The 20,757-nt window shown below is 61.9% G+C and carries 21 protein-coding genes; 9 read left to right on the top strand and 12 right to left on the bottom strand.

Going from position 1 to position 20,757, the window contains the following annotated elements:
- Nucleotides 1-154: 154 nt before the first annotated feature.
- From MKI86_RS16205 to MKI86_RS16170, 8 genes are all read right to left on the bottom strand, one after another.
- Nucleotides 155-1,738 carry an FGGY-family carbohydrate kinase gene (locus tag MKI86_RS16205; protein WP_241602454.1) on the bottom strand — a complete coding sequence of 528 codons (1,584 nt, stop codon included), beginning with the start codon at nucleotides 1,736-1,738 and terminating at the stop codon, nucleotides 155-157.
- A complete protein-coding gene (locus MKI86_RS16200; protein ID WP_241602546.1) occupies nucleotides 1,738-2,430 on the bottom strand; it encodes an HAD family hydrolase in 693 nt (230 codons plus the stop codon). The genes MKI86_RS16205 and MKI86_RS16200 overlap by 1 nt, the downstream gene beginning before the upstream one ends.
- Before the next feature lie 78 nt (nucleotides 2,431-2,508).
- Nucleotides 2,509-3,993: a mannitol dehydrogenase family protein gene (locus MKI86_RS16195; RefSeq protein WP_241602451.1), complete on the bottom strand. Its 1,485-nt coding sequence runs from the start codon at nucleotides 3,991-3,993 to the stop codon at nucleotides 2,509-2,511.
- 112 nt (nucleotides 3,994-4,105) lie between these two features.
- A complete protein-coding gene (locus MKI86_RS16190) occupies nucleotides 4,106-5,107 on the bottom strand; it encodes an ABC transporter ATP-binding protein (RefSeq protein ID WP_241602448.1) in 1,002 nt (333 codons plus the stop codon).
- Between the two features lie 13 nt (nucleotides 5,108-5,120).
- Entirely contained in the window at nucleotides 5,121-5,945 is an 825-nt protein-coding gene (locus MKI86_RS16185; RefSeq protein WP_241602445.1) for a carbohydrate ABC transporter permease, read from the bottom strand.
- Between the two features lie 11 nt (nucleotides 5,946-5,956).
- Nucleotides 5,957-6,829 carry a carbohydrate ABC transporter permease gene (locus tag MKI86_RS16180; RefSeq protein ID WP_241602442.1) on the bottom strand — a complete coding sequence of 291 codons (873 nt, stop codon included), beginning with the start codon at nucleotides 6,827-6,829 and terminating at the stop codon, nucleotides 5,957-5,959.
- 203 nt (nucleotides 6,830-7,032) lie between these two features.
- Nucleotides 7,033-8,343, bottom strand: a complete 1,311-nt coding sequence (locus MKI86_RS16175; RefSeq protein ID WP_241602439.1) for an ABC transporter substrate-binding protein — start codon at nucleotides 8,341-8,343, stop codon at nucleotides 7,033-7,035.
- Nucleotides 8,344-8,520: 177 nt separating this feature from the next.
- Nucleotides 8,521-9,474, bottom strand: a complete 954-nt coding sequence (locus MKI86_RS16170; protein ID WP_241602436.1) for a sugar-binding transcriptional regulator — start codon at nucleotides 9,472-9,474, stop codon at nucleotides 8,521-8,523.
- 257 nt (nucleotides 9,475-9,731) lie between these two features.
- On the opposite strand from MKI86_RS16170, the gene MKI86_RS16165 reads away from it, so the two are divergent.
- Both MKI86_RS16165 and preA read left to right on the top strand, forming a co-directional pair.
- Nucleotides 9,732-11,093 carry an NAD(P)-dependent oxidoreductase gene (locus tag MKI86_RS16165; RefSeq protein ID WP_241602432.1) on the top strand — a complete coding sequence of 454 codons (1,362 nt, stop codon included), beginning with the start codon at nucleotides 9,732-9,734 and terminating at the stop codon, nucleotides 11,091-11,093.
- Nucleotides 11,094-11,105: 12 nt separating this feature from the next.
- Entirely contained in the window at nucleotides 11,106-12,419 is a 1,314-nt protein-coding gene (gene preA / locus MKI86_RS16160; RefSeq protein ID WP_241602429.1) for an NAD-dependent dihydropyrimidine dehydrogenase subunit PreA, read from the top strand.
- 20 nt (nucleotides 12,420-12,439) lie between these two features.
- On the opposite strand, the gene MKI86_RS16155 is transcribed toward preA, so the two are convergent.
- The gene (locus MKI86_RS16155; RefSeq protein WP_241602426.1) at nucleotides 12,440-12,784 is read right to left on the bottom strand and encodes a carboxymuconolactone decarboxylase family protein; all 345 of its coding nucleotides are present in this window, start codon (nucleotides 12,782-12,784) and stop codon (nucleotides 12,440-12,442) included.
- A gap of 70 nt (nucleotides 12,785-12,854) precedes the next feature.
- Here MKI86_RS16155 and MKI86_RS16150 point away from each other — a divergent pair, with 70 nt between their 5' ends.
- Both MKI86_RS16150 and MKI86_RS16145 read left to right on the top strand, forming a co-directional pair.
- Nucleotides 12,855-13,163 carry an ArsR/SmtB family transcription factor gene (locus tag MKI86_RS16150; RefSeq protein ID WP_241602424.1) on the top strand — a complete coding sequence of 103 codons (309 nt, stop codon included), beginning with the start codon at nucleotides 12,855-12,857 and terminating at the stop codon, nucleotides 13,161-13,163.
- Nucleotides 13,160-13,693, top strand: a complete 534-nt coding sequence (locus MKI86_RS16145) for a rhodanese-like domain-containing protein (RefSeq protein ID WP_241602422.1) — start codon at nucleotides 13,160-13,162, stop codon at nucleotides 13,691-13,693. Before MKI86_RS16150 ends, MKI86_RS16145 begins: the two co-directional genes overlap by 4 nt.
- Before the next feature lie 7 nt (nucleotides 13,694-13,700).
- Here MKI86_RS16145 and MKI86_RS16140 read toward each other — a convergent pair whose 3' ends face one another.
- Nucleotides 13,701-14,339, bottom strand: a complete 639-nt coding sequence (locus tag MKI86_RS16140) for an exopolysaccharide biosynthesis protein (protein ID WP_241602420.1) — start codon at nucleotides 14,337-14,339, stop codon at nucleotides 13,701-13,703.
- Nucleotides 14,340-14,606: 267 nt separating this feature from the next.
- Between MKI86_RS16140 and MKI86_RS16135 the strand changes: the two genes are divergently transcribed.
- Complete coding sequence (locus MKI86_RS16135) at nucleotides 14,607-15,830, top strand: OpgC family protein (RefSeq protein ID WP_241602418.1); 1,224 nt, start codon at nucleotides 14,607-14,609, stop codon at nucleotides 15,828-15,830.
- Here MKI86_RS16135 and MKI86_RS16130 read toward each other — a convergent pair.
- Nucleotides 15,811-16,461 (bottom strand): TetR family transcriptional regulator C-terminal domain-containing protein, encoded by a 651-nt coding sequence (locus MKI86_RS16130; RefSeq protein WP_241602391.1) that lies wholly within the window; start codon nucleotides 16,459-16,461, stop codon nucleotides 15,811-15,813. The two genes, MKI86_RS16135 and MKI86_RS16130, sit on opposite strands and share 20 nt — an antisense overlap.
- Nucleotides 16,462-16,734: 273 nt before the next feature.
- Between MKI86_RS16130 and MKI86_RS16125 the strand changes: the two genes are divergently transcribed.
- Genes MKI86_RS16125 through MKI86_RS16110 form a run of 4 tightly spaced genes read left to right on the top strand, consistent with a single transcriptional unit; the run spans nucleotide 16,735 to nucleotide 20,250 of the window.
- Nucleotides 16,735-17,985, top strand: coding sequence for a Zn-dependent hydrolase (locus MKI86_RS16125; RefSeq protein ID WP_241602389.1), 1,251 nt, complete (start codon nucleotides 16,735-16,737; stop codon nucleotides 17,983-17,985).
- A complete protein-coding gene (locus tag MKI86_RS16120) occupies nucleotides 17,982-18,422 on the top strand; it encodes a hypothetical protein (RefSeq protein WP_241602387.1) in 441 nt (146 codons plus the stop codon). The genes MKI86_RS16125 and MKI86_RS16120 overlap by 4 nt, the downstream gene beginning before the upstream one ends.
- The gene (gene hydA / locus MKI86_RS16115; RefSeq protein WP_241602386.1) at nucleotides 18,419-19,873 is read left to right on the top strand and encodes a dihydropyrimidinase; all 1,455 of its coding nucleotides are present in this window, start codon (nucleotides 18,419-18,421) and stop codon (nucleotides 19,871-19,873) included. Before MKI86_RS16120 ends, hydA begins: the two co-directional genes overlap by 4 nt.
- Nucleotides 19,873-20,250 (top strand): hypothetical protein, encoded by a 378-nt coding sequence (locus MKI86_RS16110; protein WP_241602383.1) that lies wholly within the window; start codon nucleotides 19,873-19,875, stop codon nucleotides 20,248-20,250. The genes hydA and MKI86_RS16110 overlap by 1 nt, the downstream gene beginning before the upstream one ends.
- A gap of 26 nt (nucleotides 20,251-20,276) precedes the next feature.
- Here MKI86_RS16110 and MKI86_RS16105 read toward each other — a convergent pair whose 3' ends face one another.
- Nucleotides 20,277-20,690 (bottom strand): cupin domain-containing protein, encoded by a 414-nt coding sequence (locus MKI86_RS16105; protein WP_241602380.1) that lies wholly within the window; start codon nucleotides 20,688-20,690, stop codon nucleotides 20,277-20,279.
- Between the last annotated feature and the right edge of the window lie 67 nt (nucleotides 20,691-20,757).

The following is a 20,757-nucleotide window of genomic DNA, read 5'->3' as shown; positions in this document are numbered from 1 at the left end:
GCTGCTTGATTGTCCACGAACCGGAGGGGGGACGGTCTCGTGGTCGTGAACCGGTCGAGGGCCTCGCATTTGGGGGATATGCGCAGACCGGTTACAGCAGAAGAACTCACGGTCTGAAATTTGGTTCCGCCGTTTTGCAGATTTATTGAAGGATTTACACGTCGAGATTTTCAAGCTCCGCCCGGTGCCGGTGGAGCGCCAGGAAACGCTTGTAATCGCGATCGTATCCGGCCTTTCGCGCAGGATCCGGCAGGAAGGCGGGCCCGCCCGGATACATGGCAGCCCCGGCTTCGGAAAGATCGGCATGAAGACCGCCTGCAACGGCCGCAACCATGGCGGTGCCGAGAAGCACGGAATCCTCCGTTTCCGGCACCACGACACGGCAGCCCGTGACATCGCGATAGAGTTCCATCAGCAACGGATTGCGCACATGGCCGCCCGCGACATGGAGCGTATCGAACCGGTAGCCGCGCTCGCCGAAGGTTTCGAGGATATGCCGAATGCCGAGCGCGATGGCCACACAGGTTCGCCAATACAGCCGGCACAGCCCGTCAAAGGATGCGTCCAGCGTGAGGCCGCTGATGACGCCCAGCGCATGGGGATCGGCCAGCGGCGCACGGTTGCCGTGGAAATCCGGCAGCACATGCATGCGTGCGGCAAGCGCGACGCCCTCCTCCTCAAGCATCTCTCGAATGCGGGCGACGATCCGGGCATGGTTGCGCGTGGACGGCTCGCCGCCGGCGCTGTGTGAACGCACGATATGATCGAGCAATGCGCCGGTGGCAGACTGTCCCGCCTCGACGAGCCACCATTCGGGCAGCAGCACCTCATAATAAGGCCCCCATGTGCCGTGGCCGAATTTCTTGTCCCGCGCAAAGGCGGCGATGCAGCTCGATGTGCCGCCGATCAGCGCAAGCTGCCTTTCCAGCATTTCAGGTTCGCCGGCGAAGGGACCGAGCAGGCCTAGCGTGCCGGCATAGGCATCGATGAGGCCCGTTGCCACGACGCAACCGGCGTCGAGGCCGAGATCCGCCGCCGCCTGCGGTGTCAACTGTCCGACGGCTTCGCCTGCGGCCAGGGTATCGTGCGGCAGCAAACCCCTGCGGTCCATGTCCTCAAGGCCGATAACCTGGAGAAAGCTTTCGTTCCAGGGTTTTGCCTCATGAGAGAGATAGCACCACTTCGCCGTCATGGTGCAGCGCGAACGGGCATTCGACCCCGTGGCACGCCAGGTGATGAAGTCGGCAAGGTCGAAGACGTAGCCGGCCCGCGCCCATTGCTCCGGCTGGTGGCGCTTCAGCCACATCAGCTTGGGCATCTGCATTTCCGGCGACATCACGAAACCCGAATGCGCCAGCACCGGATGGGCGGTTTGCGTGCAGATGTCGGCTTCCCTCAGGGCCCGATGATCGAGCCAGACGATCGTATCCCAGTGATCGTCCGCGCCGGAGACAGCGAGAGGCCGTCCCTCGGTGTCGCGCATCACGAGGGAGCAGGTGGCATCCACGCCGAGGGCTGCGACACGCGACGCGTCCACGCCACTTGCCGCCACCGCAACCCTCACGGCGGCACAGGTGGCCTTCCAGATATCTTCGGAATCGTGTTCGGCGTAATCCGCAGCCGGTCGGCGCATCGCGATGGCATGCTCGGATCGGCCGAGCAAAGCACCGCTCCGGTCGAACACGCCCGCACGGGCGCTGCCGGTGCCGATGTCCACCGCAACGATCAGATCGCGCATCAATGCTCTTTCCCGTCGCCCTTTTCGTTGCGGACAAACTGTAACAATTCCCGCATGTCGTCAAACAGCGCGTCGGGTTGCAGGCGATAAAGAGCTTCTTGGTGCTCCGGAGAGCGCGCATGCGAGCCGCCGGTAAAGGCCACGACCCGCATTCCGGCGGATTTGGCCGCCGTAATGCCGGCCGGACTGTCTTCCACCACGACGCAATGCGCAGGCGCAACACCCATCGCAGCACTGGCGTGGAGGAAAAGATCAGGCGCCGGCTTGCCGCGTGAGACCATGGTGGCGCTGAAGATATTGGGTTCGAAGCGGTCGATAAGGCCTGTCACGGCAAGCGAGAGGCGGATGCGCTCGGGCTGACTGGAAGACGCGACGCAGTGAGCAATGCCGAGCCTGTCGACCGTCTCGGCAATGCCATCGATCGGCTGGAGTTCGGCGCGAAAACGCGCATAGAGCGCCTTGCGCATCGCTTCCAGAAAAGCGGCATCGACAGCAAGGCCATAATCGTCATGCAGGATTTCCGACATGCTTTTCAGGCTGCGGCCGAGAAAGCGGGCATGCGCCTCCGCCTCGCTCATCACCACGCCGGCCGAAGCCAGCGCCTCGACAAGCACCGCAAGCGAGATCGGCTCGCTATCGACAAGCACGCCGTCGCAATCGAAGATGACCAGTTCCGTCGGGTTGGCGGCCATGAGGTTCCGTTCCATGTTCAGAGCCCCCTCCTACTTCCTGCCAAATACGATGAAAAGGCCCGGATCGACCACGATCTTTCAATTTGCCAGATTACCTTCCAGATAGAGCTTCAGCGTCGCCCGCGTCCCCTTGCGCTGGAGGGTTTGCAGCGCGTTCGAGAAACGTCGGCGGAAGAGTTCGGAATCCGCCACAGAACCGAAGATCTCCTTCAGTTCCAGGAACGCGGCCGGATTTTCCCTGGCGGCCAGAGCGGCGGCATGGATGCGGTCGATGTTGGGATCGTTGAAGCTGATCGTCTTGCCGCCATCCGTCATGCCGGCCAGATAGTGGCACCAGAGCGCCGACACGAGTGCAAGCCCCACGACATCCTCGCCGCGCGAAAGCCGGTCGGCAGTCGACGGCAGGATGAACTTGGGCTGACGGTTGGAGCCGTCCTGTGCAAGCCGCGGAATGGTGTCGCCGATCTTGGGATTGGAAAAGCGATGTTCGATGAGCGCGAAATAATCGTTGAGGTCGGTGTCCGGCACCGGCGGGATCACAGGAATGATCTCTTCGCGCTCCAGCTTGGCCAGAAAGGCGCGGATATCCGCATCTTCCATCGCCTCGTGCACGAAATGAATATCGAGCAGCGCGGCCGGATATGCGATGGCTGCATGACCGCCATTGAGGATACGGATCTTCATGTGCTCGTAAGGCGCGACGTCGGGCACGAACTGCACGCCGACCTCTTCGAGCGCCGGGCGTCCCTCAGGGAAGTTGTCCTCCAGCACCCACTGCTTGAACTCTTCGCAGAAAACCGGCCAGGCATCCGCAATGCCGTAGTCGTCCGCGACGATACCGATTTCGCGCGGGCCGGTGGCCGGCGTGATACGGTCGACCATACCGTTCGGAAAGGCAACGCTGGCATCGATCCAGTCGGCAAGATCAGGATCGGAAAGGCGGGCAAGGCCGGAGACAGCCGCATGCGTGACCTCGCCATTGCCCGGAATGTTGTCGCAGGACATCACCGTATAGGGCGCGATACCCTTGTCCCTGCGGGCCTTCAGGCCGGCGAGGATGAGGCCGAACACGGTCTTCGGCGCGGCGGGATCAGCCGCGTCCGCGACGATGGCGGGATGGGTCGGATCGAAGACACCGGATGCGGGGTTGATGAAGTAACCGCCCTCGGTGATCGTCAGAGAGACGATCCGGATCGCCGGATCGGCGAGCGCCGCAATGGTCGCGGCGGCATTGCCTGGTGCAAGGTAATCGATCATCGCTCCGGTTACGCGTGCGCCGGACCTGTTGTTGTCCTGCTCGACCACGGTCGTCAGGAAATCCTGCCCGGCCAGCTTGTCGCGCATGGCCGCATCGGACGGCAGGACACCTGCGCCGACGATTGCCCAGTCATGATCGCGGCCGAGATTGAAGAGATCGTCGAGATAGATCGCCTGGTGCGCCCGGTGGAAATTGCCGACGCCGAAATGGACGATGCCGGCCTTGAGGCTGCCGCGGTCATAGGAAGGCACGCTGGCGGTGCCTGAGACGTCCTTGAGGGTGGCGAGCGACAGTTTCGTGGTCATGGTCATTCCTTCCGGTTTGCTCCGGTCAATGCTTGTGCAGGTCCGACGCGATGCGGTTTCGCTCATCGGGCAGGCGCGGGCTTTCGCTACGCCCGACCGATGCCGCGTGCCCCTATCGGATCGCCTTGTCGCTTTCGTCGAAGCGGTGAATGCGGCTGTCGTCCGGAGTGAGGTAGACGACGTCACCGTGGGTGACGATGAAATCGCCGTCGGCGCGAACGGTCAGCATGCCGATACCCTCGACATTTACATGCAGGAACGTGTCGGAGCCGAGGTGCTCGGCCACGCCGACGACGCCCTTCCAGGTGCCGGCATCCTTGGAAAGCTTGATATGCTCGGGGCGGATGCCGACGGTCGGCGCATTCCACGGCTTCGCGGACTCACCTTTGACGAAATTCATGCGCGGCGAGCCGATGAAGCCGGCGACGAAGAGGTTGTCGGGCTTGTTGTAGAGATCGAGCGGCGAGCCGACCTGCTCGATATTGCCGGCATTCAGCACCACGATCTTGTCGGCCATGGTCATGGCCTCGACCTGGTCGTGGGTCACGTAGATCATCGTGGTCTTCAGCTGGTGATGCAGTTCGCTGATCTCCAGCCGCATTGTGCCGCGCAGGGCCGCATCTAGGTTGGACAGCGGCTCATCGAAGAGAAAAGCCGACGGTTCGCGCACGATCGCACGGCCGATAGCCACACGCTGACGCTGACCGCCGGAAAGTTGGCCCGGACGGCGTTCGAGATAGTTGGTGAGGTTCAGCACGCGCGCCGCTTCCGCCACCTTCTTTTCAATCACCTCGGGGCTTGCCTTCGCCATCTTGAGCGGGAAGGCGATGTTCTTGCGCACCGTCATATGCGGATAGAGCGCATAGGACTGGAACACCATGGCAAGGCCACGCTTGGCGGGCGCCGCCGATGTCACGTCCTTGCCGTCGATCTCGATGGTGCCGGAGGTCGTGTCTTCCAGGCCCGCGATCAAACGCAGCAGCGTGGACTTGCCGCAGCCCGACGGGCCGACGAAAACGACGAATTCGCCATCCTCGATGGTCAGGTCGATGCCCGGAATGACGTGCGTCGCGCCAAAGGACTTGTTGACCTTTTTCAGGATGATCTTGCCCATGAGTTCCCTCCCCTTACTTCACGGCGCCGAAGGTCAGGCCGCGGACGAGCTGTTTCTGCGAGAACCATCCCATGATGAGGATGGGGGCGATGGCGAGCGTCGATGCCGCCGATAGTTTCGCCCAGAAGAGACCCTGTGGGCTCGAGAACGACGCGATGAAGGCCGTCAGCGGAGCGGCGTTCGTCGTCGTCAGGCGGATCGTCCAGAACGACTCGTTCCAGGCGAGGATGATGTTGAGCAGGAGTGTAGAGGCGATGCCCGGCACCGCCATTGGCGTCAGCACATGCACGATCTCGTCGAACAGCGAGGCGCCGTCCATGCGCGCCGCTTCCAGGATTTCGCCCGGAATCTCGCGGAAGTAGGTGTAGAGCATCCACACCACGATCGGCAGGTTGATCAGCGTCAGCATGACCGTCAGGCCGATGCGCGTGTCGAGCAGGCCGAAATCGCGGAAGATGAGGTAGATCGGCACCAGCACGGCGACGGCGGGCATCATCTTGGTGGAGAGCATCCACATCAGAATATCCTTGGTGCGCCGCGTCGGCGAGAACGCCATGGACCATGCCGCCGGTATGGCAACAAAGAGCGCGAGAATCGTGGAGCCGACCGCGATGACCACCGAGTTCATGAACGGCTTCAGATAGCCGCTCTGCGTCTGCACCGTCACATAGCTTTCCATCGTGAAGGACGGGATGAGGTTGAAACCCTTGATCGCTTCCGTCTCCGTCTTCAGCGAGGTGATGATGGTGTAGAGGATCGGAAAGAAGATGATGAGGGCGATGATCCACGCGGCGGCGGTGGCCACGGCCATGCGGCGGGTCGAGACTGCTCGTGCCATGACTTTTCTCCCTACTTGTCCAGGTTCTTGCCGACAGCGCGCATCAGGAAGATGGCGATGATATTGGCCAGGATGACCGCGATGATGCCGCCCGCCGATGCGCCGCCGACGTCGTAGCCCAGAAGCGCGGTGCGGTAGATCAGGAAGGCAAGGTTGGTGGAGGCATAGCCCGGCCCGCCATTGGTGGTGACGAGGATTTCCGCATAGACGCCAAGCAGGAAGATCGTCTGGATCAGGATGACGACCGTGATGGCACGCGACAGATGCGGCAGCGTCAGATAGACGAAGCGGCTCACGAAGCCCGCGCCATCCATTTCCGCCGCTTCCTTCTGCTCACCATCGAGCGACTGGAGCGCCGTGAGCAGAATGAGGGTGGCGAACGGCAACCATTGCCAGGCGACGATGATGATGATCGAGAGCAGCGGGAACTGTGCGAACCAGTCGATCGGCTGGAAGCCCAAGGCGCGGTTGATATCCGCGAGCACCCCGTAGCCGGGATGCATGATCATGTTCTTCCACACCAGCGCGGCCACCGGTGGCATGACGAAGAAGGGCGAGATGATCATGATGCGCACGATCCCCTGGCCCCACATCGGCTGGTCGAGCAGGAGCGCGATGCCGATGCCGCCGATGACTGTGATCAGCAGCACGCCGCCGACGATCAGCAGCGTGTTCCAGATAGACTGGAAGAAGGCCGGATCCGTGTAGAAGAACTTATAATTGAAAAGACCTGTCCAGCTGACATTCGCCGGGTTCAGAAGATTGTAGTTCTGGAACGAGAACCACAATGTCATGGCCAGCGGCACGATCATCCAGATCAGAAGCAGGCCCACAGAGGGTGCCAACATTAGACGCGCAAGACCGCGCGTATTCTCCGTCGCCATGATCGTGACCTCCCGGTTTGCCGGCGCGCCAAAACGCCGGACAGGTTTCGCTTCCCCGCATTGGGTGGAACCCAAATGTTCTTGTCACTTGTTTTTTATTGAGCCGGCGCGAGCTGCGGCAAGCGTCCCGCGCCGGAAGAGACTGCCCTTCCAGAGGCTGCCCGGAACGCATTCCGGGCAACCTGTCCTTGGGGAGGAGGATTTTACTTGATGTAGCCGGCGCGGGTCATTTCGCGCACGGCCGCCGTCTGGGCCTGTGCGAGCGCGTCGTCCACGGAAGACTGGCCGGCAAGCACCGCCGAGAAGAGCTGGCCGACCGTCGTGCCGAGACCCTGGAATTCAGGAATGGCGACAAACTGGCCGCCCGTATAGGGCACCGGCTTGACCGACGGCTTGGTGATATCGGCCGCGTCCATGGCAGCAAGCGTCGGCGCTGCGAAGGGTGCTGCCTTCTCGTAGTCGGCGTTCTTGTAGAGCGAGGTGCGCGTGCCCGGAGGAACGTTTGCCCAGCCTTCCTTGCTGGCGACGAGCTCGGTGTAACCCTTGCTGGTTGCCCAGGCGATGAACTTCTGCGCGGCTTCCGCCTTGGTCGAGCTTGCGGGAACGGCGAGGTTCCAGGACCACAGCCAGTGACCATGGTTGCCGTTGCCCGTGTCCGGGAAGATCGCGTAGCCGACCTTGTCGGCAACCGTCGAGTCCTTCGGGTTGGACACGAAGGACGCAGCCACGGTCGCGTCGATCCACATGCCGCACTTGCCCTGCTGGAAGAGCGTCAGGTTTTCGTTGAAGCCGTTGGAAGAGGCGCCCTGCGGGCCGGCATCCTTCATCAGGTCGACGTAGAACTGGAGGGATGTCTTCCACTCCGGCTGATCGAACTGCGGCTGCCACTTCTCGTCGAACCAGCGACCGCCGAACGAGTTGTTGAGCGCAGTCAGGAACGCCATGTTCTCGCCCCAGCCGGCCTTGCCACGAAGGCACATACCGCTGATGTCGGCGCTGCGGTCCGTGATCTTGCGGGCTGCTTCACCGATGAATTCCCAGGTCGGGGAATCGGGCATGGTGAGGCCGGCCTTCTCGAACAGGTCCTTGCGGTACATGATCATGGCGGATTCGCCGTAGAACGGCGCGGCGTAGAGCTTGCCGTCGACCGAAAGACCACCACGGATGGCCGGCAACAGGTCGTCGACGTCGTAGTCGTCGCCGAGGCCGTCGAGGGCGACGAGCCAGCCCTGCTTGGCCCAGATCGGAACTTCGTAGTTGCCGATCGTGACGATGTCGTACTGGCCGCCCTTCGTCGCGATGTCAGTCGTGACGCGCTCACGCAGCACGTTTTCCTCGAGCGTGACCCACTCGAGCTGGATGTCCGGATTCTTCGCGGCAAAATCGTCCGTCAGACCCTGCATGCGGATCATGTCGCCGTTGTTGACGGTGGCGATGGTCAGGGTTTCGGCATTGGCGAAACCGCACAGGAGAGCAGCCGAGCTAACGCCCAGCAGAAGGGTTCTCAAATTCATCATCTTCCTCCCAGAAAGCTTATGAGCATTTGCTTCGCTCATGGGCAATTACTCACAAACTGGCGAAGAAAGTCAACGGGCATTCGTTGCTGCGCCGCACAATGCGGGCAGACACCCGTTGAATTTCATGGGATTTTTCTATGAAAGCTATGAAGCGTTGGGCGCGGAAAAGCCCGGTCAGGCCGCAAGCAGATAGCGGGCCGTCGCCTCATCGGTGATGACGCCGTTGATCATGTGGCCACGAAGGGCTGCAAGCAGGGCGGCGTATTTGCGCTTGCCCTTGGCAAGGCCGATGACGGTGGTGGTCTCGCGCGACGGCAGCGGCACGGACGCGACGCGCTCGTTGATGCTGCCTTCCAGGAGACGACCGTCACCGTCATACATCCAGCCGCAAATCTCGCCGGTCGCCCCTTCCTCCATCAGCCGCATCATTTCGTCCGGATCGAGAAAGCCATCCAGGCACAGAGGGGCGTCTACGCCGAGTTCGCCGATACCGACGAAGGCGACATCCGCCTCCCGGCCGAGCTTGAGCGTCGACTGGACAAGGCTTTGCCGATGCAACAGGTCTCGCTCCTCGCTGGAAGAAACAAGGACAGGCAAAGGCATGGGATAATGCCGCGCCTTCACGGCATCGGCCATGGAGAAGATGACGTTGTAATAAGCGGCCGAACCGTCGGGACCGATATTGCCGGTCAGCGACATGATACGGTGCTGGGGGCACTCCATGGCCGGCAGCTGGTCGATGGCCGCCTTGAGCGTACGCCCGGTTCCAACCGCCAGCACGATAGGATCTGCCTTCTTGAGCCAGCGCTCGATTTCGGCGGCCCCCGCCTCGGCAATGCCGATCGTCGTGGAGGAAGAGCCCGGATCGCTCGGCACGATATCGACATGCGTAAGGCCGAACTTGCTGCGCATCGCCTCACCCAGTTCCAGGCATTCGGCAATGGGATGGTCGAGGCGCACCTTGATCAGGCGTTCCGCCACCGCCAGCGACACGAGGCGCTGCGCCGACTGGCGGGAGATGCCCATGGCGGACGCGATTTCATCCTGCGTGCGGCCGGCCACATAATAGAGCCATCCGGCTCTTGCCGCATCGTCCAGCCGTCCGACTGTTTCCGTCCGCTTTGCCATCGTTCACCCCGATCGTTTCACGCGATTTGCTGCATCTTTTCGGCCATTCTGTCAAACGTCATGTGCCGGCGCAGACACGGCAAGCAAGCATGGCCGCCGTTACTGACGACCCATAAAGAATACCATAAAACTCATGTTTATTTTTGCGGCAGGCATTGAAAAACCAGCATTTCTTTTGAAGTTTTACCGTTTGATAAAAAAATAAAGCTGGGTTACCGTTCTCCTATTCAAAAAGCCCACGCGAATGGGAGATAACAATGGGAACGACGCAGTCTGGGATACATCGGGGGCGTCTTGCGCCTGCCGAATACGAAACGAACTTTTCCGACCTCCACCCGCGCCTTGACGATCACGAGGCGCTGGTCGCAGCCGATCGCTGCTACTTCTGTTACGACGCGCCGTGCATGACGGCCTGTCCCACCTCCATCGACATTCCGCTGTTCATCCGCCAGATCTCGACCGGCAATCCGATCGGCTCGGCCAAGACGATCTTCGACCAGAACATTCTGGGCGGCATGTGCGCCCGCGTCTGTCCCACAGAGACGCTCTGCGAACAGGTTTGCGTGCGCAACACCGCCGAGCATCGCCCCGTGGAGATCGGCCGCCTGCAGCGCTATGCGACCGACGTCGCAATCGCCACCAACACGCACTTCTATGAGCGCGCCGCGCGCACCGGCAAGGCCATCGCCGTGGTCGGTGCAGGCCCCGCCGGCCTCGCCTGCGCCCATCGCCTCGCCGTGGCAGGCCATGACGTGGTAGTCTTCGAAGCGCGCGAGAAGGCGGGCGGTCTCAACGAATACGGCATCGCCACCTACAAGGCGGTCGATGACTTCGCGCAGGCCGAAGTGGACTACGTGCTGTCTATCGGCGGCATCGAGGTGAAGAACGGCCTGAAGCTCGGCCGGGACTTCACGCTCTCCGACCTCACAGCCAATTTCGATGCCGTCTTCCTTGGCATGGGTCTGTCTGGTGTCAACGCACTCGGGGCGGAAGGCGAGAACCTTCCCGGCGTCGTGGATGCCGTCGACTTCATCGCCGAGCTGCGCCAGTCCACGGACAAGGCGACCGTTCCGGTCGGCCGGCGTGTCGTGGTGATCGGCGGCGGCATGACCGCCATCGACGCAGCCGTACAGGCCAAGCTGCTCGGCGCCGAAGAGGTGACCATCTGCTACCGCCGCGGCAAGGAACAGATGAACGCTTCGGAATTCGAGCAGGATCTTGCAGCATCCAAGGGCGTGATGATCCGCCACTGGCTCCAGCCCAAGCGGGTCATCGCGCGCGACGGCCATGTCGCCGGCATCGAGGTCGAATATACCGAGATACGCGACGGCAAGCTCACAGGCACCGGAGAGACCGGCGTGCTTGCCGCCGACCAGATCTTCAAGGCCATCGGCCAGACCTTCGAGCCGGCCGGCCTCGGTTCGCTCGCCATGGCCAGCGGGCGCATCGCCATCGATGCAGAGGGCCGTACCTCCGTCGCCAATGTCTGGGCGGGCGGGGACTGCGTGAAGGCCGGCGAAGACCTGACCGTCACCTCCGTCGCGCAGGGCCGCGATGCCGCCGATTCGATCAACCGCATGCTGGCTGCCGGTGCGCAGCCATCGATTGCCGTCGCTTGAGGGAGATGAGACATGGCTGATCTTCGCAACAATTTCGTCGGCATCAAGTCGCCAAACCCGTTCTGGCTCGCCTCCGCACCGCCCACCGACAAAGCCTACAATGTCGAGCGCGCCTTCAAGGCCGGCTGGGGCGGCGTGGTCTGGAAAACGCTGGGCGAGGAAGGCCCGCCGGTGGTCAATGTCAATGGCCCGCGCTACGGCGCGATCTGGGGTGCTGACCGCCGCCTGCTCGGCCTGAACAATATCGAACTGATCACCGACCGCGACCTTTACACCAACCTGCGCGAGATGAAGCAGGTGAAGATGAACTGGCCGGACCGCGCGCTCATCGCCTCGATCATGGTGCCCTGCGAGGAGGAAAGCTGGAAGGCGATCCTGCCGCTGGTGGAGGAAACCGGCGCCGACGGCATCGAGCTGAACTTCGGCTGTCCGCACGGCATGTCTGAGCGCGGCATGGGTGCCGCCGTCGGCCAGGTACCGGAATATATCGAAATGGTCGTGCGCTGGTGCAAGCAATACACCCGCATGCCCGTCATCACCAAACTCACGCCGAATATCACCGACATCCGCAAGCCCACCCGCGCGGCCAAGGCCGGCGGCACCGATGCCGTGTCGCTGATCAACACGATCAACTCGATCGTCTCCGTAGACCTCGACAACTTCGCCCCGAACCCGACGGTCGGTGGCAAGGGCACGCATGGCGGCTATTGCGGCCCGGCGGTCAAGCCCATCGCGCTCAACATGGTCGCGGAAATCGCCCGCGACCCGGAAACCTACGGCATGCCGATCTCCGGCATTGGCGGCATCACGACATGGCGCGATGCCGCTGAGTTCCTGGCGCTCGGTGCCGGCAACGTGCAGGTGTGTACCGCGGCCATGACCTACGGCTTCAAGATCGTGCAGGAGATGATATCCGGCCTGTCGGACTGGATGGACGCCAAGGGCCACCGCTCGCTCGACGATATCTGCGGCCGTGCCGTGCCCAATGTCACCGACTGGCAGTATCTCAACCTCAACTACATCGCCAAGGCACATATCGACCAGGATGCCTGCATCAAGTGCGGCCGCTGCCACATCGCCTGCGAGGACACCTCGCACCAGGCGATCACGCAGTTCGTGGATGGCGTCAGGCATTTCGAGGTGATGGAAGACGAGTGCGTCGGCTGCAATCTGTGCGTAAACGTCTGCCCCGTTGAAAACTGCATCACCATGGTCGGGCTGGAGCCCGGCACGCTGGACCAGCGCACCGGCAAGGTTGTGGATCCGAACTACGCCAACTGGACGACGCATCCGAACAACCCGGCAGCCCGCCAGGCCGCCGAGTAGGGACACGCAGCCGGGGCCGCTCAGGCCCCGGCAAACTGGTCGTAAGCGCGCAATGCGTCTGCCGCATACATGAGAGCCGGGCCCCCGCCCATATAGACGCACATAGCCATAACTTCCCCGACCTCCTGCCGTGTGGCTCCGAGCTCGTGCAGCGCTTTCGCGTGAAAGCCGATACAGCCGTCGCAACGTTGCGTCACGCCAATCGCAAGCGCGATCAGTTCCTTCGTCTTCTTGTCCAACGTCCCGTCGGCGCCCGCCCCTTTCGCAAGCGCATGAAAGCCCTGCATCGCTTCCGGCGCCAGTTTGCGCAATTCGCCCGTATAGGCCGCGATATCGCGCGTGATTGCCTTGTAATCCTTCGTCACCGTTCGCTCCTGTGCTTTACATTTCATATTTTCTTGATATCATAAAAATACGAATCGTAAAGAGGCTGTCATGACAATCACCGAGGAGATGCCGGCAAAAGCGGAGTCGGTCGCAGACTTCCTGAAGGGGCTGGCCAATTCCCATCGCCTGCTCATTCTCTGCGCACTTGCGAATGGCGAACGTAGCGTAGGGGAGATCATCGAAGAGACCGGCATAGCGCAGACCTCGATGTCGCAGCACCTCGCCAAGCTGAAGGACGAGGGAATCGTGCGGTACAGGCGCGATCACCGCACGCTTTTCTACGCCATCGACCATCCGGCCGTGATGGAGATCATGGCTGTGCTTTACACCCATTTCTGCGGAAAGGACCGCACATGACCAAGACCATTTCCCCGCGAGAGGCGGCAAGCTGGCTTGCCTCCGGTGAAGCCATGCTGCTTGATGTGCGCGAGCCTGACGAGTTCAGCGCAGAACACATCGCCTGCGCCGCCTCGGTCCCCCTCGCCTCGGTCGGCACAACGTTTGCCGTCATGCAGATACCTGCCAGCCGCAAGGTGATCTTCCAATGCCTGAAAGGTGGCCGCGCCGAAACCGCCTGCCTTGCAGCGGAACAAGCCGGCACCGGGCACATGATCTACAATCTCGAAGGCGGGATCGATGCCTGGAAAGCGGCCGGCTTGCCTGTCGTCGGCAATAAGGGGCAGCCGGTAGTGCCTATGTTTCGGCAGGTGCAGATCACGATCGGACTTTTGATCGCAGGTCTCATCCTCATGGGTTTCTCCGGCCTGACAGCCGCTTTCGCGCTGGCGGGCATTATAGGCGCCATGCTGGCCCTGGCCGGTGTCACCGGCTGGTGCGGCATGGCCTTGCTGCTTGCGCGGATGCCGTGGAACCGGCGGACGGCGTGACTGCCCGTCAGCCGAAAAGGTTGAAGCTGCGGCCTGCGCTGTAGGCCAAGAGGGCGATGGCGGAGAAATAGACGATGGTCAGCACGACCATGACATAGCCGCCCAGCACAACGAGCCCGTCACGCTGCGAAATGCCGGCCGCCATCAACAGGATCGCCACCCCCGGCAGGGTGTTGGAAAAGGGAATGAGGCCGAGCGGCGCCATCAGCAGCAGGCCCGCACCCATCAGCACGAGACCGTTGAAACGGTTCATGGCCGCACCGCTCGTCAAGCCTGAGAACCGCGGCTTGAAGAAGCGGTCGATGCGCCGCAGGAACGTCACGCCCCGCTGAAGCACCGGGCGCAGCTTGCCGCTCTCAAGCCGTCGGTCGGCGACCTTCTGCGGCAACCATGGCAGGCGATTGACGGTGATCGCGGCGCTGATCAGCACTATACCGGCACCGAAGACGGTGGAAACACCCGGAATGGAGACGGGAAACAGAAAGGGCAGCGACAGGAAGGCACAGAGCAAAAGCAGCCCGCTTTCGCCCATCATCGCGAGAAGATCGCGCAGGGTGATGTGCTCGCCCCTGATGGAATGCAGGATATCCTCGAGCAGTTCGCTCGTCTTGCGGTCCGTGTCCTTGAAACCGATCGCTGTCGTCATTGCTTCTCCTTTTCCGTGGCACTGGCTAAGTGGTTATTGCGGCTTTCCTGTGCCGTCGCGCGGCATGACACTTTTCGACGTCATCAGTGCCATCGCAAGAGTGAACGATAGGGCGATTTCGTTGACGAAACGTGGCCCTCATCTCCATCCATGATCACAATGGGCGTCCGAAAACCCCGCTGCCGGTAAATTTATCGGGAACGATCATACGCGCCGCGCGTTCCGGCCCCCATAGGGGCGCATCTTGTTTTCAGCGGAGCGCGGATTTTGAAGCGATTTGAGATCATCGACGGCATGCGAGGCTATTTTCTCGTCTTCATGCTCATCAATCACCTGATCTTCGTTGGCGGTTACTGGATGATGGAAGTCAACCATCGTCAGTTCGCCTTTGTCGAGGACGCACAGGGATTTGTCTTCCTGTCCGGCCTGCTCATCGGCATGGTCTATGCCCGAAAGATGCTCAAGAATGGTTATGAGAAGGGCCGGCAGCTCTTGTTTGACCGCGCCTCCGAACTCTACCGCTACGCCATGGGCACGGTGATGGCGGTGCTCGTTGTCCAGATGATCCTGCCCGATGCCCAAAGGCTCTGGTACAACTGGCTCGGCACGACGAATTTCGACGAGCCGCTGCGGCTGGCGGCCATCGCCACCTTCCTCTTCCAGCCGACCTTCATGGACATCCTGCCGCAATATATCGTCTACATGCTGTTTGCCCCGCCGCTCGTCTGGCTCTGCCTTCGCGGCAAGTGGGTCCATGTGCTCGCCGGCTCGCTGATCGTCTGGATGGCCGCGCAGCTTGGCCTGCAGCGCTTCCTCACAGAACCGCTGAACGCGCTCGTCATAGGCCCCGACGATCAGGGTATCCGCGCCAGCTTCAACATGCTGGGCTGGCAGATCGTGTTCTTCTCGGCCATGGTCATCGGCGTGCTCACGGCGCAGAACAGGATCGAGTGGACACGCATCTTCTCGCCGGAAAAGACGATGCTGCCCAAGGTCGCACTTGCCGTGTGCCTGTTCTTCCTTCCGCTGCGCATCGTCACCGCGTGGGATCTGCTGCCGCCGGCCGTGCTCGACAAGTTCGCGACGATGGAGATCCGCGCCGATTTTGGCCCCGTTTATCTGCTGAATTTCGCAGCCGTCGCGATCGGTCTCGCCTGGCTGCTGATCGCCGGGCCCAAGCACCACAATCTATGGATCCGCAGGCTCGCGGGCATCGTCACGGCCGTCTTCACGCTCCGCTTCCTGCGCCTTCTCGGGCGGCATTCATTGCAGGTCTATGTCTGGCACGTGGCCATCGTTTATGCCGTCTATTACGCCGACGGGCGCACCCCGGCGCTTTCCCAACTCACCAAGACGACGATTGCCGTGATCTGCATCGGTTTGCTCGCCCTGCCCGCACTGTGGCGCGAGCGCGATCAGATCGCCGCAAACCTCTTTGGCCAGCCAAAGACAGAGCCGGCGCGCAGCAAGCCTAGGTCGGCTGCTCGTTGATGTGAAGGCCGTTGAGGAAAAGCTGTTCGAGGAAGCGCGCCGCATCCTCGAACCGTCCGTCACCGGATTGGTCCTGGCCGAGAACAGCGCGCACCTGCACATCGAAATCCGCATAGTGCTGGGTGGTGGACCAGATCGAAAAGATCAGGTGATACGGATCGCATTTGGCGATCTTGCCTGCCTTGGCCCAGGTTCGGATGACCTCGGCCTTTTCGTCGACCAGTGCCTTCAGCGGCCCTTTCAGCTCGTCCTCGATGTTCGGTGCGCCCTGGAGGATTTCGTTGGCGAAAAGCCGGCTTTCGCGCGGAAAATCACGCGCCATTTCCAGCTTGCGGCGAATATAGGAGCGGATTTCCGAGACGGGATTCCCGCCGGCATCAAACTCGCGCAGCGGATCGAGCCAGGTGTCGAGAACGCGTGTGATCAGCGCGCGGTGCATCGCCTCCTTCGTGCGAAAATAATAGAGCAGGTTGGGCTTGGACATGCCGGCGACCTCGGCGATCTGATCGACCGTTGCCCCGCGGAAACCGTGCAATGAAAACACCTCAAGAGCGGCCTCGAGGATCTGCTCCTCCTTGGCCTCCTGGATGCGCGTGCGCCGTTGTGTCCTTGCCGCCCTCGGTAATGCCATCGTGCCTCCCGGCCTCTTCTCCGATAGAAAAGTGCCGCAAAATTCACCAGTTTAAGTCGCCGCCATTTTCTTGGGCGAAGCTTCAAGGTTTTTGGTTTTTCGGCTTGAGTGCCGCCCCGGAAGCTGTAATGTTTACCAACCGGTCAAATTATCAGGCCGTTGTCAAGTAAAGACGACGAAACTGAACGGTAGGCGCAAAACAAACAAGAGCGCTGCCGGCCGGCGGGAACAAAATTGAGGCTTTCAAAGCCCGAAGACGTGGGAGCATACGACATGGCCGCACCCGGCGAGAACATGCGTGTCAACGCGGACCGCCTGTGGGACACCCTCATGGACATGGCGAAGATTGGCCCCGGCATTGCTGGCGGCAACAATCGCCAGACATTGACCGACGCCGACGCCGAAGGCCGGCGCCTCTTCCAGGCCTGGTGCGAAGCTGCGGGCCTTTCGATGGGCGTCGACACCATGGGCAACATGTTCATGACGCGCGAGGGCACCGACCCCGATGCGCTGCCCGTCTATATCGGCTCGCATCTGGATACCCAGCCGACAGGCGGCAAATATGATGGCGTGCTCGGCGTGCTGGCTGGGCTGGAAGTCGTTCGCTCGCTGAACGATCTCGGCATCAGAACAAAGCATCCGATCGTCGTTACCAACTGGACGAACGAGGAAGGCGCGCGCTTCGCGCCAGCCATGCTTGCCTCAGGCGTCTTCGCTGGCATTCACACGCAGGATTATGCCTATGCCCGCAAGGATCCTGAAGGCAAGACCTTCGGCGAGGAACTGAAGCGCATCGGCTGGGTCGGCGATGAAGAGGTCGGCGCGCGAAAGATGCACGCCTATTTCGAATATCACATCGAGCAGGGCCCGATCCTTGAAGCCGAGGAAAAGCAGATCGGCGTCGTCACCCATTGCCAGGGCCTGTGGTGGCTCGAATTCACACTGACCGGCCGTGAGGCGCATACCGGCTCGACGCCGATGAACCTGCGCGTCAATGCCGGCCTTGCCATGTCGCGCATCCTCGAAATGGTGCAGACCGTGGCCATGGAAAACCAGCCGGGCGCCGTCGGAGGCGTTGGCCAGGTGTTCTTCTCGCCCAACTCCCGCAACGTGCTGCCGGGCAAGGTGGTCTTCACCGTCGACATCCGCTCTCCCGACCAGGCGAAACTCGACGGCATGCGCGCGCGCATCGAGGCGGAAGCACCAGAGATCTGCGAGGCGCTCGGCGTCGGCTGTTCGGTCGAGGCCGTCGGCCATTTCGATCCCGTCACCTTCGATCCGACATTGGTCGCCAGTGTGCGTAAGGCCGCCGAAGACCTTGGCTACAGCCACATGAACATAATCTCCGGCGCCGGCCACGATGCCTGCTGGGCCGCCAAGGTTGCCCCCGCCACCATGATCATGTGCCCCTGCGTCGGCGGCCTCTCGCACAACGAGGCGGAGGAGATTTCCAGGGAATGGGCCGCTGCGGGTGCGGACGTGCTGCTGCATGCTGTGATCGAGACGGCGGGGATTGCGGAGTGAAGCACCCTGTCTCCCACGATGATAAAGTGACGGATGAAAGCGGTAAGGCCACGATCGAATACTCCTTCGTCATGCGCTTAAAAGGCGTTTCGCAGTCCGACATCGACCACTTTGCTGCCGGCATCGACGGCTGGAGAATTAAGACAGGTCCTGACGTCATCTTCCTTTATCCGCACGAAAAGGATGGTGTGGGTGGCGATGCCGGCGATTACCTGCAGAATGCCATCGACCGTCATCGTGTAGTGTTCGAGGCCGCCGCGCAGATCGGGACATCCCGCGAGATCAGCCTCGCGATCTACTTCGATGCAGAGCGGGTCGCTGCAATATGCCCAGGCTTCAACACCGCCATCATTCGACTATTGGCAGACCTGAATTTCTCTCTCGAAATCTGTGTGTTTCCGAGCAGCTTTGAAGACGATGAAGGGACGGAAGAATGAGCACAGTCATCAAGGACGGAACCGTTGTCACCGCCGACCTCACCTACAAGGCGGACGTCAAGATCGAGGGTGGGAAGATCGTCGAGATCGGACCGAACCTCTCGGGCGATGAGGTGCTGGATGCGGCTGGCTGTTATGTCATGCCAGGCGGCATCGATCCGCATGTGCATCTCGAAATGCCCTTCATGGGCACCTATTCGGCGGATGATTTCGAAAGCGGCACGCGTGCGGGCCTTGCCGGTGGCACGACCATGGTGGTCGATTTCTGCCTGCCCGATCCCGGTCAGTCGCTGCTGGACGCCCTGAAGCGCTGGGACAACAAATCCACTCGCGCCAACTGCGACTATTCCTTCCACATGTCCGTGACCTGGTGGGGCGAGCAGGTGTTCGACGAGATGAAGGCGATCGTCGAGGAAAAGGGCATCAACACCTTCAAGCACTTCATGGCCTACAAGGGCGCGCTGATGGTGAACGACGACGAAATGTTCGCCTCGTTCCAGCGCTGTGCGGCCTTGGGCGCCCTACCCCTCGTGCACGCGGAAAACGGCGACGTGGTCGCGGCCATGCAGGCCAAGCTGATCGATGAAGGCAACGACGGGCCGGAGGGCCACGCCTATTCGCGCCCGCCATCGGTCGAAGGCGAGGCAACGAATCGGGCCATCATCATCGCCGACATGGCGGGCGCACCGCTCTATGTCGTGCACACCTCGTGTGAACAGGCGCACGAGGCCATCCGCCGCGCCCGGCAGAACGGCATGCGCGTCTATGGCGAGCCGCTGATCCAGCACCTGACCCTCGATGAGAGCGAATATTTCAACAAGGACTGGGACCACTCGGCGCGCCGCGTCATGAGCCCGCCCTTCCGCAACAAGCAGCACCAGGATTCGCTCTGGGCCGGCCTTGCGGCGGGTTCGCTGCAGGTGGTGGCGACCGATCATTGCGCCTTTACCACCGACCAGAAGCGCACCGGGGTGGGCGATTTCCGCAAGATCCCCAACGGCACCGGTGGTCTTGAGGACCGCATGCCGATGCTCTGGACCTATGGCGTCAACACCGGCCGCCTGACGATGAACGAATTCGTCGCCGTCACCTCCACCAACATCGCCAAGATTCTCAACGTCTATCCGCGAAAGGGCGCGATCCTTGTGGGCGCGGATGCCGATATCGTGGTGTGGGATCCGAAGCGGTCGAAGACGATTTCGGCGCAGAGCCAGCAATCCTCCATCGATTACAACGTCTTCGAAGGCAAGGAGATCGTCGGCCTGCCGCGCTACACGCTGACGCGCGGTGTCGTGGCCATCGAGGAATCGACCGTCAGAACCCGCGAGGGCCACGGCCAGTTCGTGAAGCGCGAGCCCTTCGCCGCCGTCAACACTGCGCTGTCGACCTGGAAGGAAATCACCGCGCCGCGCAAGGTGGAGCGCAGCGGCATCCCGGCGAGCGGCGTGTAATGCGCGCGCGCCGCTTCTTCCTTCCTCTCGCCGCGGGCTTCGCCGTTTCCGGCCAGGCGTTGGCGGCGGCCGATATTGTCGACGGCAGCTATGGCAATAAGGAGGGCTGCTTGTATTCAGAAACCGGGGAATCCTCCGGTACAGACGTCTTCTTTCTTCTGAACAAGGAGGGCGTGACGACCGCGGCCTCCTATTGTGAATTCAAGGGCGAGGCCAGGAAAGTCGGCGGCGCGACGGTCGTGGCAGCCGAATGCAGCGATGAGGGCTCCGAGGAACCGACACCCTATGAGCTGACGCTGACGCCGGACGATGGCGGCTACACGGTCAGCTTTCCCGACGGCACACGCTGGGGGCCGCTGGCACGATGCAGGAAATGAAGGTCAGGCACCCCGCATACAGGCTCTTACGCCGGGACGAGCGCTTCGAGATGCGGCAGAAGCACAACGCTCTCCTGCTCGTGGGGATCTGTCCGCGCGATAACGGCCGAAGCCGGTTGGTCGGAGAGATTGGCAGGCAGATGCGGCACGCCGGCGGGAATGTAGAACATCTCCCCCGCTCTGACGATGACATGGTTTTCCAGCCGCTCGCCGTACCAGGTATGCGCCTCGCCGGAGAGCATGTAGATCGCCGTCTCGTGGCGCTCGTGCATATGCGCCTTTGCGCGCCCGCCCGGCGGGATCGTCAGAAGATGCATGCAGATGCCGGTGGCGCCAACGCTCTCGCGGGCGATGCCCTCGAAATAGCTGAACCCCTGCCTTCCGTCATAGGTGCTGCCCGGGCGCACGACGTGGCACGTAGGCTTTCCTTCAAGCGTCATGTCTTTCTCCCCCGAAAGAATTCCGTGCGCAGATTGATACCGCAGACAATGCCGATTGCAATGCCGG

It is taken from the genome of Shinella sedimenti, assembly GCF_022601905.1.
GTDB classification, from domain to species: Bacteria; Pseudomonadota; Alphaproteobacteria; order Rhizobiales; family Rhizobiaceae; genus Shinella; species Shinella sedimenti.
This window is presented reverse-complemented; position numbering and strand designations above follow the sequence as displayed.